Annotated in this window: 11 protein-coding genes; 10 read left to right on the top strand and 1 reads right to left on the bottom strand. The window is 67.9% G+C overall.

Annotated elements, in window-relative coordinates:
- The 3 genes from R2910_06095 to R2910_06085 all read left to right on the top strand — a co-directional run.
- Nucleotides 1-324 (top strand): hypothetical protein (locus tag R2910_06095; protein MEZ4412537.1); only part of this gene is annotated, 324 nt, incomplete at its 5' end.
- Between the two features lie 8 nt (nucleotides 325-332).
- On the top strand, nucleotides 333-1,010 hold the full coding sequence (locus tag R2910_06090; protein MEZ4412536.1) for a hypothetical protein: 678 nt from the start codon (nucleotides 333-335) through the stop codon (nucleotides 1,008-1,010).
- A gap of 17 nt (nucleotides 1,011-1,027) precedes the next feature.
- Nucleotides 1,028-2,380, top strand: a complete 1,353-nt coding sequence (locus R2910_06085) for a serine/threonine-protein kinase (protein MEZ4412535.1) — start codon at nucleotides 1,028-1,030, stop codon at nucleotides 2,378-2,380.
- Between the two features lie 12 nt (nucleotides 2,381-2,392).
- On the opposite strand, the gene R2910_06080 is transcribed toward R2910_06085, so the two are convergent.
- Nucleotides 2,393-3,760: an NAD-dependent succinate-semialdehyde dehydrogenase gene (locus R2910_06080; protein MEZ4412534.1), complete on the bottom strand. Its 1,368-nt coding sequence runs from the start codon at nucleotides 3,758-3,760 to the stop codon at nucleotides 2,393-2,395.
- 89 nt (nucleotides 3,761-3,849) lie between these two features.
- Here R2910_06080 and R2910_06075 point away from each other — a divergent pair, with 89 nt between their 5' ends.
- The 7 genes from R2910_06075 to R2910_06045 all read left to right on the top strand — a co-directional run bounded on the left by R2910_06075 (nucleotide 3,850) and on the right by R2910_06045 (nucleotide 14,901).
- Nucleotides 3,850-4,485 carry a MarC family protein gene (locus R2910_06075; protein ID MEZ4412533.1) on the top strand — a complete coding sequence of 212 codons (636 nt, stop codon included), beginning with the start codon at nucleotides 3,850-3,852 and terminating at the stop codon, nucleotides 4,483-4,485.
- Between the two features lie 141 nt (nucleotides 4,486-4,626).
- The gene (locus R2910_06070; GenBank protein MEZ4412532.1) at nucleotides 4,627-6,018 is read left to right on the top strand and encodes a ferritin-like domain-containing protein; all 1,392 of its coding nucleotides are present in this window, start codon (nucleotides 4,627-4,629) and stop codon (nucleotides 6,016-6,018) included.
- Nucleotides 6,015-8,345 carry a hypothetical protein gene (locus R2910_06065; GenBank protein ID MEZ4412531.1) on the top strand — a complete coding sequence of 777 codons (2,331 nt, stop codon included), beginning with the start codon at nucleotides 6,015-6,017 and terminating at the stop codon, nucleotides 8,343-8,345. Before R2910_06070 ends, R2910_06065 begins: the two co-directional genes overlap by 4 nt.
- A 5-nt stretch (nucleotides 8,346-8,350) precedes the next feature.
- Nucleotides 8,351-9,664 carry an SPASM domain-containing protein gene (locus R2910_06060; GenBank protein ID MEZ4412530.1) on the top strand — a complete coding sequence of 438 codons (1,314 nt, stop codon included), beginning with the start codon at nucleotides 8,351-8,353 and terminating at the stop codon, nucleotides 9,662-9,664.
- 17 nt (nucleotides 9,665-9,681) lie between these two features.
- Nucleotides 9,682-11,118 (top strand): NAD(P)/FAD-dependent oxidoreductase, encoded by a 1,437-nt coding sequence (locus tag R2910_06055; GenBank protein MEZ4412529.1) that lies wholly within the window; start codon nucleotides 9,682-9,684, stop codon nucleotides 11,116-11,118.
- 2 nt (nucleotides 11,119-11,120) lie between these two features.
- Complete coding sequence (locus R2910_06050) at nucleotides 11,121-14,426, top strand: AAA family ATPase (protein ID MEZ4412528.1); 3,306 nt, start codon at nucleotides 11,121-11,123, stop codon at nucleotides 14,424-14,426.
- Between the two features lie 76 nt (nucleotides 14,427-14,502).
- Nucleotides 14,503-14,901: a DUF4440 domain-containing protein gene (locus R2910_06045; protein ID MEZ4412527.1), complete on the top strand. Its 399-nt coding sequence runs from the start codon at nucleotides 14,503-14,505 to the stop codon at nucleotides 14,899-14,901.
- The last annotated feature ends 23 nt before the right edge of the window (nucleotides 14,902-14,924 follow it).

Below are 14,924 nucleotides of genomic sequence, written 5' to 3'. Positions count from 1 at the left end.
GTCACCGTCATTGAGCGGGGGACCAAACGCCCCGAAGCGGAGGCGATGGTCGCTGCCGCACGCGAGACCGCGGTGGCCGGCGGCCTGCCGGCGGAGGTCCAGGTGTTGCATCGGCGGGAGACGGCCCGCGGCCTCGCGGCCGCCGCCGCCCCCACGGACCTCGTCGTCATCGGCGGGCCCAGCGCCGGCCCCACACTCCCACTCTTTGGCGAGACCATTCCCACCACGATCGCCAAGCGGGGCGCCAGCCCAGTGCTCGTGGTGCGGGCGGTGGAACCCAGGCGCGCCGGCCGGTTCGAGCGCGCATTCTTCGGACGACGGTAGGAGACACCATGCAAACGGCCCAGGGGCCTCTCGCGGAGCTGAGCACCCGCTTCACCAACTACATCCCGACGCTGGCGGCCGGCCTGGTGGTCGTCCTCGTCGGCCTGGTGGTCGGCTGGCTCGCCAAGCGCGCCGTGATCGCCCTCCTCAAGTGGATTCGCCTCGACCGGCTCGGCGGGCCCACGAGCTGGCGGTCGGCACTCGCCAAGGCCGATGTGCGCGCCGCGCTCTACAACACCGTGGGCACCATCACGATGGTGGTCGTCCTCCTCGTCTTCCTCGACAACGCGCTCCAGATCTGGGGACTCATGGTCCTGGCCTCCGTGGCCGACCAGATGATCGCCTACCTCCCGAACCTGGCGGTCGCGGCGGTGATCATCGGCGTGGGACTGCTGATCGCGACATCGGTGGGGGAGCGGGTCGAGGACGCCCTGGCAGAGGCGGGGTTGGCCAGTCCACGGCTCCTCGGCGGGATCGCCAAGTCCGCCGTCCTCGCCATCGTGGCCGCGCTCGCGGTCTGGGAACTCAACTTTGCGCGCCAGATCGTGATGGGCGCCTTCCTGATCGGGTTCGGGTCGATCGGGGTCGCCTTTGCGCTGGCGGTGGGGACGGGGTCGTCACAGGCCATTCGCGAGGCGTGGCAGCAGATGTTCGAGAAGCAGCGGAATCAGAAGAAGGGTGACTGAACAGGTGGGCGCGCTCCATGGATGACGTGCGGCTGGCACAGTTGCGGTCGCGCCTGGCCGCTGCACTCGGCACCCGCCTCGAGCTTGGTGAGCTCCTCGGCGTCGGCGGGTTCGCGGCAGTCTTCCGTGCGCGGGACCCCCTCCTCAGTCGTGACGTGGCCATCAAGGCGCTGGACCCCGCGCTGGTGCTCGACGACACCGCGGCGGACCGGCTGCTCGATGAGGCGCGCCTCGTGGCCACGGCCGAACATCCCCACATCGTTCCATTGTACGAAGCGGGGCACCGCGACGGGGTGGTCTACCTCGTGATGCGGTTCTTTCCCGACGGCACCCTGGGCACCCGGCTGTCGCGGGAAGGTCCGCTGACCCCCGCCGGCGTCGCACGCCTGGGGGTGGAGGTGGCGGACGCGTTGTCTGCGGCCCACGCCCGCGGCGTGCTCCATCTCGATATCAAGCCGGAGAACCTGCTGCTCGATGCCGACGGCCATGCCTTTGTCGCCGACTTCGGCATCTCGCGCGTGGCCACGGCCGCCGACGCCTCCCCGGACGGCACCAGCAGCGGCACGCCGCACTACATGAGTCCGGAGCAGGTGGCGGGCGACCGGCTCGACGGCAGGGCGGACGTCTATGCGCTGGGCGTGGTGCTTTACGAGGCGGCAACGGGAAAGCGGCCGATCTCCGGCAACTCAGCAGTAAACATCATGGCCAACCAGGTAAGCAAGGCGCCGGAACCGCTCTCGAGTGTTGCCCCCGAACTCCCGAGGGCCTTGTCCGACATCATCACACGTGCACTGGCGAAGAACCCTGACGACCGCTGGGGATCCGCCAGGGACATGGCCCATGCCCTTCGGGCGGCGAGTGCGTCGGACAAGCTGCTGTCGCCGAAGCTGGCCAGGCGGCGGACCCGCCGGCGCTGGTTCGGGCGGACGGCGATGGTGGTCGGGGGACTGGCGCTTGGAATGGCCCTGATCGGCTACCTCGCGCTCAGGATCTGGATCGGATTCCGAACCGGGGATCCGCCCGGCATCGATGCGAGCGCTCCGACGATCCCGCCCGCTCTTGTCGACTCGGCTCGTGCGCTGGGTGCGCTCACGGCGCAGGACACCGCACTGTATATCTTCGCGCCGCACGACCATGGCATGCGCGACGCCCTTGTCGTGACCCCGATGGACCTGATCGTGATCACGGACGGGGTATCACGGCGCTTTCGCCACGAGGCCTTCACGTTGCTGCTCGCCCGCACCAGCCGGGAAGGCTACGTGATCCTGAAATTTCGGGGAGGCGCAGCCCCCGACACCGTCTACCGGTCGATCAGCGGCCTGGAACAGCAGATCCTGGAGTTGGGCATGCGGCGAGCGCTGCCGCACTGACGGGCGTCCCGTTCAGCGGACGTAGACCGTCTTCGCGTTCTGAAACTCCAGCATGCCGTGCCGACCCAGTTCCCGCCCACCGCCGCTCTCCTTGACCCCCCCGAACGGCAGCCGTGGGTCAGAGCGCACGAAAGCGTTCACGAAGCACGAGCCCGCTTCCAGCTCGTCGGCAGCGATCTTCTCCCCCCGGGCCACATCCGCCGTGAACACCGCCGCGCCAAGGCCGTAGGACGTGTCATTGGCGATCTTGATGGCGGCCCGTGCGTTCCTGGCCGCGATGACCGCCGCCACCGGCCCGAACAGTTCCTCGCTGTACGCCGGCATCCCCTTCGCCACGTCGGTGAGGATGGTCGCCGGGTAGAAACTCCCCGGCCCCGACGGCACCGTGCCGCCAAGCAGAAGCCGGGCGCCGGCGGCGACCGAACGCTGGACCTGGTCGTGCAGGCGGTCGCGCAGCTCCGCGCCGGCCTGCGGACCGATGTCCGTCTCCGCGTTGAGCGGATCCCCCATCCGCACTCGCCGCATCCGTTCCAGCAACAGCCGTTCGAACTCCGGCCGGACGGCCTCCACCACGACGAACCGTTTCGCGGCGATGCAACTCTGCCCGGAGTTGATGAGGCGACTGGTGACGCAGGCCTCCACGGCCTCGACAAGATCGGCGTCCTCCAGCACCAGGTAGGGATCGCTCCCGCCCAGTTCAAGGACGCACTTCTTGAGACGAGCGCCTGCTTCCTTTGCGACCGCCTTGCCCGCTGCGGTGCTCCCGGTCAGGGTGACTGCCGCCACATGCTTGTGCCGGATGACGGACTTCGCCTGCGCCGCGGTAATGAGCAGCGTCTGGAACAGGTGCGCTGGAAAACCGGCGTCCCGCAGGAGCTTCTCGATGGCCAGGGCACAGCCCGGCACATTGGACGCGTGCTTCAGGAGTGCCGCGTTCCCGCCGGCCAGCGTGGGTGCCGCAAACCGGAGCACCTGCCAGAACGGGAAGTTCCACGGCATGATGGCGAGGATGATGCCGATCGGGCGATACGCCACGTAACTCCGCAGGGCGTCCGTGACGACCATTTCCGGGGCGAGGAACGCCTCGGCGTGGTCGGCGTAGTACTCACAGGCCCAGGCGCACTTCTCCACCTCGCCCCTGCCCTGCGCCAGCGGCTTGCCCATTTCCCTCGCCATCAGCGCGGCGTATTCCTCGATTCGCTCGCGCAGGAGCCGCGCGGTCTGCCGCAACGGCTCCGTCCGGGCAGCCACCGGAACCGTCCGCCACTTGAGAAACGCCTTGTGCGCCAGTGCGACGGCGGCCCGCACCTCCTTCGGCGACATCTCCGGATGGGTGGCGATGGTCTGTCCGGTGGACGGATTGATGGAGATGAGACTCATGCCTGACTCCTGGTGCGGGACGTTTCAGTCGATTCGACATCATACCGCGAAGGAGATAGATTCGGCAATCTCCAGGAGGCGCGCCACCTATGCCGACTTCCGTCAGCCATTTTGGCACCGTGTTCATGGCATTCTTCGCCATCATCAACCCGATTGCCAACGCCCCGCTCTTTCTCGGGCTTACCGAGGACCTGGACGCGGCGCAACGGCGCGGCGTGGCAATCCAGGCGATCGTGCTCGCGTTTGTCATCATCGCGGCCTTCACGATCCTGGGCCGGGAGATATTCTCCCTCTTCGGGATCACGCTCCCGGCGTTCCGAATCGCGGGGGGTATCCTGATCGCCCTCGTCGGCTATCAGCTATTGCAGGGCAAGGAGTCCACCGTCCACACGCCGAGCGCCGAGGACAACGCCCTGAGCCAGCACGCCGCACTCGGCATCGCGGTCTCCCCCCTGGCATTGCCCATCCTGGCGGGGCCGGGCGCGATCGCGACCGCGATGAGCTTTGCCGCCGAGTCGACAGTACCTGAGGTGACTCGTGTCCTCATCGCGCTCGCCGTCATCTGCGCCGTCAACCTGATCGCCTTCCTTGGAAGCGCCTCGCTGGTCCGATTCCTCGGCCAGAACGGCATCAAGGTCGTCACCCGACTGATGGGCCTCATCCTGGCCGTGATCGGCACGCAGATGCTGATCGTGGGAATCCGGGGCGCGGTGGCGGGCTCGTAAGGCATTCCGGCACGCAACCGTTCCTTGACAGCCTCGCCGGGGGGCCGTAGCCTCCCTCTGCTCCGTGTCCCATCTACTCCACAGTTTCCTCCACCGAGCCGGCCCGCCCGCTTTCCTGGTGGCCTCTCTCCGGGATGTGCAATGACCGCACCGACCGCCCCTCGCCTTGCCGCGCAACCAAAGCCCGCGGACCGCAGTTGGCGGGACCATCTCCTCATGCTCCTCCACGTCGGGGCCGAGCTCGAGCACAGCCTGATGGTCCAATACCTCTACGGCGCCTATTCCCTCGGCGGGCCGCAGGTGCCGGACGCGCATCGCCACGACGTCAATCGCTGGCGCGACGCCATCCTGACCGTCGCCCGGGAGGAGATGGGGCATCTGCTCTGCATCCAGAACCTCATCACCCTGCTCGGTGGCAAGATCAACCTGTACCGCAGCGACTATCCCTGGGACAGCCCCTACTACCCGTTCCGGTTCAGTCTCGAGCCCCTCACGATCGAATCCCTGAGTTGTTACGTCTTCGCCGAGATGGAACCCGACATGCCGAACCCGGTCAAGGGTGGCAAGGGCACCAAGCGCGGCAAGGAATTCGACAAGGATATCGCCCGGATCCGGGAGGCGGCGACGAAGGCGGCCGGCGGGCACCCGCATCACGTCGGCGAGATCTACGAACCGATCCTCGAGATCCTCTCCGACCCGACCAAGATCCCCGACGCCGAGTTCAACGCCGCCAGCTACGCCTATCAGGCCAACTGGAACGAATGGGGAAAGAGCTACAAACCCACCCCCGACGACCAGGATGCGGCCAAACAGTCGCCGCACCACCAGAGCGAGGTCATGGTCTTTCAGATGGCCACGCGGACCCAGGCGGTCGAGGCGCTCAAGCAGGTGGCCGGTCAGGGAGAGGCACCGCACCTGCTGGGGCGGCCGACCGAGGAGCCCTCCCACTTCGATCGCTTCGTCGGTGTCTACCAGGGGTTCGAGAAGGTGAAAGGATGGAAGCCGACTCGTGAATGCCCCGTAAATCCAACGACCGTCGAACCGGAAAAGGCCGACAGCGAACAGACCTATATCGAATCGGCGCAGTCCCGCGAGTGGGCCAGCCTCTTCAACCTCCGGTATAGGATGCTGCTGACCAACATTGCGCATACCTATCGGCTCCAGCGCACCACCGATCCCGACGTCCCCAACATGCGGAGTGGCGCGCTGCACCGGACCTTCGGCGAGATGTACAACATCAAGACGCTGTCCGAGCTGCTCTTCCGGCTCCCGCTGACCGACAAGCCCGGCGACCCGCACCGGGCCGGACCACCGTTCCAGATGCCCTACTCGCTCGAGCTCCCCGATACCGAAGCGGACTGCCTCGCACTCCATCGGGACCTGCTGAACACCTCGGCCGACCTCGCGGAACAGATCGGCAAGACCGCCACCGGCGATGGCCTCAAGTATCTGCAGACCCTCTCGGGGATTGATCGACAGGCCGTGCAATGGCTGGACACCGTCCGAGGCAACGTGGGAGGGCGCCGCTCATGACCATCCGTGAACTTCGCATCCTCCCGCCGCTCGCCATCGGTCGGCTGGGCGGCGCCGACACGCCCCTCGACAACTATGTGCTGGAGGAGCCGGCCAGGCCCCTTGAGTTCCGGACGATCAAGGGCGCCGAGACGCTACTCGTGGACGACGCGACCGGCGAAATCAGCGGCAGTCACATTCCCGAGACGGTCGTGTTCAAGGAGAACGGGAAGATCCGCCCCGTCTGGCCGTTCCTGGAGGTCTTCGTCGTCACCGACGACGACGCCATCCGACCGCTTGACCTGGCCCTGCTGACCGAGCTCGGCCTCACGCCGACTGACGTGAAGTGGCAGGTCGAAGTGGCCAACCGGAAAGTGGTGCGGCGCACCGACGACCCCAACGACCAGGTGACTGCGAAGACGGAGTGGTTCTCCGACCACGTCCGCCGGCCCCTTCAGGGGCACTCGCCGAACTTCGTGTCACCCGAGGCGTTCATCGACTTCGGTCACGTCCAGTACATCAAGCCGAACAAGCAATACCCGGGCATTCGCTTCCGGTTCATGCCAGCGAAGGGCCTGATCTACGGGCCGCGGATTCACGACAAGCACGGCAAGCCGATTCCCGATCCCGACAACATCATTCCGCCCGAGCGCGCCATTTACGAGGTCAGCAAGCGGACAACCTGGTACGGCTTCGAGATTCCCGTCGCGGTGGACGACGAAGAGATGACCACGAAGCGGGGCAAGTTCTGGAACGAGACCCTGCCCTCCTCGCTCTTTGCCATCGACCCCCCGGCACCGCCGTGGCTCTACGGCAACTATGCGAAGAGCCGGGGGTACCTCGACGACGCCTGCGACGGCGTGGTGGAGGTGTCCCTGAAACTGAAGGACGGCCGCACGCTCCGCGCGGTGGCCCGGATCACCGCCAGCCCCCCGGCGCTGGTGCCCGACGCCGGCTTCCTCCGCACCCTGGCGGACGACCTGGACCAGGTCATCAACGGACCCAAGATCGACGACGCGGAACCGGCCGAGGTCACCCAGGCCCGTGCGGAGGACATCGTCCGGCGCGCCTACGAGACGGTCCGCTTCATGAATGTTGCCGTCATGAACGGCGGCATGGTGGAGGGGAGGCCGGGGCTCTCGCTGGACACGATGCCCGCCGAGGAGGCGTTTGACACGGAGCGCCTCCTGCGGCCGGTCATGTCCGAACCGACCGTCGACACCATCACCGTCATGGCGCTGCACCAGCAGCTCTACGCCGCCATGCGCGGGGGCACTGCGCCCTGGTTCACCCATTTCCTCCGGCTCCCGAACGAGGCGGGAGACTACACCGACCGCGGCCGGCGGAAGATGCCGGCGCTGATGTGCGGGGCGGACAACAACTACCTGTCGCTCACCTGGCGCCAGATCGAGACCATCAAGAAGGCCGCCACCGCCGCGGGCACCGCCGGCAACCTTGAGCACGGCGGGAACGCGCCCGCACCGGCTGCGGTGGCACCGCCAGCCCTGACGCCACGGAACAAGTCGGCCCAACTGCTCTTCCCGGCTCGCGGCAACCCCGCCAGCTCCCGGGTCGACGTGGCCGTGGGCAATTGCGTGCCCGGCCTCGAGATGGACTTCCGCGCCGTCTGGCGGCGGCTCCTGACCGGCATTGTCCTCCGCGAGTACGACAACCTCGTGGTGGAGGTCGATCCGGATGTCGAGGACCCGGACATCAAGAAACTGGTCGGGCATCGACTCCTGATGGCCGGCGGCTTCAAGATGATGACGACCATGGTCGGGCCGTCCCCCGCCGACCCCGCCGCGTCCGTCGTGCTGTCCACGGAAAACAACCCGCACGGCCTGGCGCCGCTCGAGTGGTCCAACGCGCTGGCCCACCTGCTGCACTTCCACAAACCCGGCGACGACATCGAGTGTGTCTTCACCGCCAAGCCGTCGTGGTACCTCCAGCATCCGTACGAGGACGACAAGGCCAAGAGCTACAAACACCTCACGCTGAAGCTCCGTCCCTTCTTCGACGCCGACACCGCGGTCATTTCCCGCGACCTCGTCAAGCCGGGGGAACTCACGCAGGGGCTTTGCTCCCCGTGGCAGAACGACTACCGGGAGTGTTCCTGCTACTACTGGGCCTCTGCCCGTCCCGACTACGTCAACGTGGAACCCGGCCCCGACGGTACCAGCAAGGGTGACAACTGGCTCCAGAAGGAACGGGTGGGCCACTATGTCCCGGACGACTATCAGGACGAACGCCTGATCCTGTACGACGACCTCTTTCACAAGTGGGAGCACTGGCTCCGCTTCCAGATCCAGGGCCGCGACGTGCCTGGACAGAACGCAGGCGATTCGTGAGCCTGGTGGCCGAAGCGCGACGGCACATGCAGGAGGCGAGGCCGCGGGGCCGGGAGGCGCACCTGATCGACGCCGGCGCCACCCGCCACCTCTTCGTGGTGGACGGGAGCCGGCTCTTCGACGCCGACGCCAGCCTCTTCGCCGCGGTGGATGCGGCGTTGGGGGTCGGCAGCGCGGAACAGCTCCTCGAGCGAGTCGGGCTCGCGGGGCACCCGCCCGCCATCGATGACGCGCCGCTCAGCGGCCCCAAGGTCCACGCCCTCTCCCTCGCCATTGCCCAGAAGTGCAACCTCGGCTGCACCTACTGCTATGCCCAGCAGGGGGAGTTCGGGGGCGCGGCCAAGAACATGTCGCAGGAGGCCGCCGACCAGGCGGTGGACCTGCTCCTGGCCGACGCCGAGCCAGGGGCGCGGCTCAACCTGGCGTTCCTCGGCGGTGAGCCCCTCGTGAACCGCACGGTGCTCCGTACCTCGACGACCCGCGCGGCACGGCTGGCCGCGGAGCGGGGGGTCACGCTCACCTTCTCCATCACCACCAACGGGACCCTCGTGTCGGAGGCCGACGGCGATTTCTTCGAGGAGCACGGCTTTGCCGTGACGGTCAGCCTCGACGGACCGAAGGCACTGCACGATGCGCAGCGCCCCTACAAGAGCGGCGCCGGCAGCTATGACCGGGTGCTGCGGAATGTGGCACCGCTCCTGGCCCGCCAGCGCCGGATGCAGGTCTCGGCGCGTGTCACCGTCACGCCTCGGAATCTCGACCTCCGCCCGACGCTCGACGAGTTCGTGCGGCTCGGCTTTCACAGCGTCGGATTTTCCCCGATGCTGAGTTCGCCGACCGGACTCGGCGAGATGCAGCACGACGACCTCGAGACGATGCTCGGCCAGATGATCGAGTGCGGCCGCGAGTACGAGCGCCACATGGCGGCGGGGCGGCGGTATCCGTTCGCCAACATGGTCAACGCCATGCGGGAAATCGACAAGGGGACGCACCGGCCCTATCCGTGCGGCGCCGGCGCCGGGTATCTCGGCGTCTCGGCCGAGGGCGATCTGGCGGCGTGCCACCGGTTCGTGGGCGACGAAGCCGGGCAGATGGGCTCCCTCGCCGAGGGGATCGATGCGGCTCGACAGGACCAGTGGCTCGCTGACCGTCACGTCCACCGGCAGGAGCCCTGCAACAGTTGCTGGGCACGGTACCTCTGTGGCGGCGGGTGCCATCACGAGACGATTCAGCGCGGCCGCCCTGCGTGCGACTACATTCGAGGGTGGCTGCACTATTGCCTCGGCGCCTATCTCAGGCTCCACCCCGCAGAGGCGTGACCGGAGCGACCCCATCGATGGTATCCCCAACCCCGTTTGACACCGATGTCTGCGTGCTCGGCGCCGGCCCTGCCGGCTCGTGCCATGCACTGCGCCTCGCGCAGCTGGGATATCGCGTCACGCTGGTCGAGCGCCGTCCCTTCCCCCGCAGTCACCTGGGTGAATCACTCACCCCCGGCGTCCGCCCGCTGCTGGCATCCCTCGGCGCAGGGGAGGTGCTTGATCGCGCCGGCCGGGTGCCGGTGCGGCAAGTCGATGTGGTCTGGGGCAATCATCACGCGCCACGGATCGACCCGCGGGCCACGGGCAGCCTGGTCGATCGCGCCGGGTTCGATCAGGCGCTGGTGGAGGTTGCAATGCGGGCCGGTGTCACCCTGCTCCAGCCCGCACACCTGCAGTCGAAGGAGCGCGACGGCGCCGGGTGGCGTCTGGCGCTAACCACCCGTTCCGGCGCTTCCACACTCCGAGCACGTTTTCTCTCCATTGCCACCGGACGGTCCGGCGGCCCCGGTTCAGCCCGTGCGGCTGCCGGTCCGAGGACGGTGGCCGTCTACGGGTACTGGCGCGGCACCGCCGCCGCGACCGTTCCACGAATCCAGTCGGGGCCCGCAGAGTGGCTCTGGAGCGTCCCGCTGCCCGATGGCAGCCAGAACGTGCTGGTGTTTGTGGACGCCTCCCGCCTGCATGGAATCGCTGCGCCGGAGTTGGAGACCTGGTACCGCGCGCAGGTGGAGACCGCCGGGATTCTCTCGGACACTACCGCAGCGACCTTGGTCTCCGCGGTCCGGGCTGCCGAGGCCACTCCCTATCTCGACGAGGCGCCGGTCGACGAGCGCCACATCAAGATCGGCGACGCGGCCCTCGCCCTCGACCCGCTCTCCTCCAGCGGAGTCCAGAAGGCGATCCAGTCGGCCACCGCCGGCGCCCTGGTGGTGAACACGATCCTGCGGCGCCCCGCCGCGAGTGCCGCTGCCATCCAGTTCTACGAGGACTCGCTCGCGCGCGCCGCGCGCCGGCATGCAGCTTGGTCGGCGAATCACTACGCGGAAGCCACGTCGACCCACCCCGGCGTCTTCTGGTCCGCGAGGGCCGGTGGCGCGGACGCTGTTCCCGCCGAGCCGGACCAGCCGCCCCCTGCCCTGCAGGCCTGGCTCGGCTTGTCATCGGCAGTGCGTCTGGCAGACGAGCCATGCCTCGTCGGGGACTTCGTGGAATCGCGGCCAGCGGTGCACCATCCCCGGCTGGACGATCCGGTTGCCTTTGTCGCCGGCGTGGAGCTCGCCCCGCTGCTGGCTCGCATTCCCCGCGCCGCCCCGGCGGCCGAGATCGCGCGGTCGCTCGCGAATGCCATGCCGGCGGATCAGGCGGTGGCCCTCACCTCCTGGCTCTATCGCAACGGACTACTTGAGATGCGGCGCACCCCGGCCCCGGCCGAACCGGCCACGGTCGCCTGAGCATGTCAGCCCATTCCGTCTCCGCCTGGCTCACCGAGCTTGGACTCGAGCAGTACGTCGCGCTCTTCGAGGAAAACCAGGTCGACCTCGACACGCTGGCCGTCCTGACCGATGCGGACCTCAAGGAACTGGGACTTCCCTTCGGCCCGCGCAAGCGGATTCTTGCGGCCATCGCCACTGCCAGCGCGGCGCCGACACCAGCGGTGCCAGCGGAGAGCGGCGGAGAGCGACGCCAGCTCACGGTCCTCTTCTGCGACATGGTGGGATTCACGGAGTTGGCAAACCGTGTCGACCCCGAGGTGCTCCAGGAGGTAATCCGGGCCTACGAGGACGCCTGCGCCGTCTGCATCACCCGCTATGACGGGTATCTCTTCCAGCGCCTGGGCGACGGCATCGTGGCCTTCTTTGGTTTCCCCCACGCGCACGAAGGGGAGGCCGACCGCTGCATTCGCGCCGGGCTGCAGATCCTGCAATCGCTCGCGGAGCTGGAGGTCCCGGCGATCGGCCGGGTCAAGGCGCGGATTGGCGTGGCCACCGGTGTGGTTGTGGTATCGGCAGCGGAGCGCAGCGCGGTCGGCGAGACGATGAACCTGGCCGCGCGGCTGCAGGCGATCGCCGAAGTGGGCACGATGGTCGTGAGCGAGCGGGTGCACCAGCTGGCGGGCGGCGCGTTTGAGTACCTCGACCTCGGCGAGCAGCACCTCAAGGGCATCGAGCGGCCGACCCGCGCCTACCAGGTCCGCGGCGAGAGCAGGGCGGCCACCAGGTTCGAGGCGGCCCACCAGGAGAATATGGTCCCCCTGGTCGGGCGTGAGCCGGAAATTCAGCTGCTCCTCGATCGCTGGCACCAGGCCCGCACCGGTGCGGGGCAGGTCGTCTTCCTGTCTGGCGAGGCAGGCATCGGAAAGAGCCGTATTGTCAACGCCCTCCGTGAACGGCTCGAGGCCACCGGGGCGAGTCCCATGCGCTTCCAGTGCTCGCCGTACTACATGAACAGCGCCTTCTACCCGACTGTGGCGTACTTCGAGCGCACGCTGCGGTTCACGCGGGAAGAGCCGGCGGAGTCGAAGCTCGACAAACTCGAAGCGATGCTCCACGGACGCTTCGGCCGGCCCCTCGGCGATGTGCAACTCGTCGCGACGATGATGTCGATCCCTTGCGTCGACCGGTATGGACCGCTGCCCGTCAACCCGCGGCAGTTCAAGGAGGAGACCACCCGCGCGCTCGTCGATCTGACCGAGGCGGCGGCGCGTCAGCAGGCGAGCGTGGTGCTGTTCGAGGATATCCACTGGGTGGACCCGACCACCCTCGACGTGCTCGACCGGATGATCGAGCGGGCCAAGTCGATGCCGATCCTGGTGCTCATCACCTCCCGCCCCGAGTTCGAGGCCCGGTGGTCCGAGGCCCACGTCACCTCGCTGAGCCTGGGCAAGCTGAGCCGCGACCAGAGCATGGCGCTGATTTCGCGCGTCACCGGCGGCAAGCCGCTGCCGGTGGGCCTGACGGAGCAGATTCTCGAGAAGACGGACGGCGTGCCCCTCTTCGTCGAGGAGCTCACCAAGACGCTGCTCGAGTCCGGCCGCCTCCTCGAGGCCGACGACGAGTACGAGTATACGGATGGACCGGCGGGCTTCACGCTCCCGGCAACCCTGCGCGATTCACTCATGGCCCGACTCGACCGGGTGCCGGGCGTCCGCGAAATTGCCCAGGTCGGGGCCGCCATCGGCCGGGAGTTCAGCTACGACCTCCTATCCGCCGTCACGCACACCCCGGCCGAGGAGTTGCAGGCCGGGCTGGACCAGTTGACGGAGTCGGGCCTGGCGTTCCGTCGCGGCACCCCCCCGCGGGCCACCTATCTGTTCAAGCATGCGCTGGTGCAGGACACCGCGTACGAGTCGCTCCTGAAGAGTCGTCGGCAGGAGCTGCACGGCGAGATCGCCCGGGTGCTCGCCGAGCGGTTCCCGGAGACGGTGGCGACTGAGCCGGAACTCCTGGCCCAGCACTTTTCGGCGGGCGCACTCCACGTCGAGTCGATTCCCTACTGGAAGCGGGCGGGAGAACTCGCCCTGCAGCGGTTCGCCATCGCGGAAGCGATCTCCCACCTTCGCAAGGCGCTCGCGGCCACGGAGCACCTGCCCGCCGGCCCCGATCGGGACCTCACGGAGCTCGGCATCCGGACGCTGCTGGGACCGGCCTTCGTGGCAGCGCGCGGTTGGGCCGCCCCCGAAATCAGCGACATCCTGCAACCGGCGCTGAAGCTGGCACGCTCCCTCGAACACCGGCAGAGTTACCTCCCTGTGCTGCACGTGCTCTGGGTCCACATGCTGACCTCCGGAAGGCTCCACGAGTCTCTCGAGTGGGCGAATGAACTGCTCACGACCCCCAGCGAGGACGACGACCTCGCGCTGGCGGGGCATCGCGCGGCAATGACGTCGAGCTACTGGCTCGGCGACCTGGTCTCCGCGCGTCGGCATGGCGACCAGATCCGCCGGATGTACGACGCCGAGCGGCATCAGCATATCGTCAAACTCATCAACAGCGACCCGCTGACGGCGGACGGGATCTACCGGTGCCAGTACCTCTGGATGCTGGGATACCCGGACCAGGCCGTCGCCGTGAGCCTCGAGAACCACGCGCACGCCCGCCGCCGCAAACATCCCTTCGACCACGCCTTCGCGGTGACGCTGGGCGCTCAGGTCTTCGATTTCTGCAATGAGCCGGAGCGGCTCCTGGCACACGCCCGCGAAGGGGAGGAGGTTGGCCGGGAGCACGGGATCCAGATCATGTCGGAAGTGCTGGCCGAAATCAGCAAGGGCATCGCCAAGCTTCGGCTGCAGGACGCCGGGGCCGCGGAGCACCTGGAGGAGGCGGCGGCTCGCCTCGCCCGCTCCGGCCAACGCATCTGGGGACCGTATGTGCGGGCCCTGCGCGGGGAAGCACTCGCCCGGGCGGGCGATCCGGCGGCTGGCCTGCTCGTCGTGGACGAGGTGCTCGCCGACATCGAGGCCCGCCACGAGCGCGTCCATCTGGCCGAGGTCCTTCGCATCCGCGGTTGGATGCTCCTCCAGCAGGGGGAGTCGGCCCGCGGGGAGGAAGTACTCGAAGAGGCGATCGCCTTTGCACAGGAGCAGGAGTCCCGCTCCTGGGAGCTGCGTGCGACGACGACTCTCGCGCGGCACCTGGCGGCGGGGGGTCGCCGGCAGGAGGCCCGTGCCCGGCTGGAACCGATCTACGGCTGGTTCACGGAGGGGTTTTCCACACACGACCTCCGGGAAGCCAAAGCGCTTCTCGATGAGCTTGCCGACTGAACTTGTCCGCCATTCCCGATTGACTTCCCACCAAAATCTGTCACACTTCCAGTTCACTCCCACCCCTGGAGACTCGATGCCGCCCATGAGTGCCGATGAAAATGCCATCCGTGACCTGGACGTCGCGTGGGGGCAGGCCGCCTGCAAGCACGACCTCGAGGCCGTGATGTCCTTCTACGCCCAGGACGGCTCCCTGGTCTGGACGGGCATGCCCGCCGCCCACGGCCACAAGGCGATCCGAGCCGACTGGACCGAGATGATGAAGATCCCCGGGCTGTCACTCGAGTTCGTCCCGGAGCGCATCGTGGTCTCGGAGAGCGGGGACCTGGCCAGCGATTTCGGGGTGGTCAAGCTCGGCATGACGGGCAAGCCGACGGTCTCCGCCAAGTACCTGGTGGTGTGGCGCAAGGAGGCCGACAAGTGGAAGGTCCTGTACGACAGCTACAATTACAACAACGCGACCGACGGCAGCTGACCTCCCCGCTCTGCAGTCCCGCG

This window comes from Gemmatimonadales bacterium (assembly GCA_041390145.1).
Classification (GTDB): Bacteria; Gemmatimonadota; Gemmatimonadetes; order Gemmatimonadales; family GWC2-71-9; genus SPDF01.
This window is presented reverse-complemented; position numbering and strand designations above follow the sequence as displayed.

Bases quoted from the DNA above. Each gene is read 5' to 3' on its own strand.
- R2910_06075 (MEZ4412533.1), top strand. From the start codon at position 3,850: ATGCCGACTTCCGTCAGCCATTTTGGCACCGTGTTCATGGCATTCTTC.
- R2910_06050 (MEZ4412528.1), top strand. From the start codon at position 11,121: ATGTCAGCCCATTCCGTCTCCGCCTGGCTCACCGAGCTTGGACTCGAG.
- R2910_06070 (MEZ4412532.1), top strand. From the start codon at position 4,627: ATGACCGCACCGACCGCCCCTCGCCTTGCCGCGCAACCAAAGCCCGCG.
- R2910_06065 (MEZ4412531.1), top strand. From the start codon at position 6,015: ATGACCATCCGTGAACTTCGCATCCTCCCGCCGCTCGCCATCGGTCGG.
- R2910_06045 (MEZ4412527.1), top strand. From the start codon at position 14,503: ATGCCGCCCATGAGTGCCGATGAAAATGCCATCCGTGACCTGGACGTC.
- R2910_06055 (MEZ4412529.1), top strand. From the start codon at position 9,682: ATGGTATCCCCAACCCCGTTTGACACCGATGTCTGCGTGCTCGGCGCC.
- R2910_06090 (MEZ4412536.1), top strand. From the start codon at position 333: ATGCAAACGGCCCAGGGGCCTCTCGCGGAGCTGAGCACCCGCTTCACC.
- R2910_06080 (MEZ4412534.1), bottom strand. From the start codon at position 3,760: ATGAGTCTCATCTCCATCAATCCGTCCACCGGACAGACCATCGCCACC.
- R2910_06085 (MEZ4412535.1), top strand. From the start codon at position 1,028: ATGGATGACGTGCGGCTGGCACAGTTGCGGTCGCGCCTGGCCGCTGCA.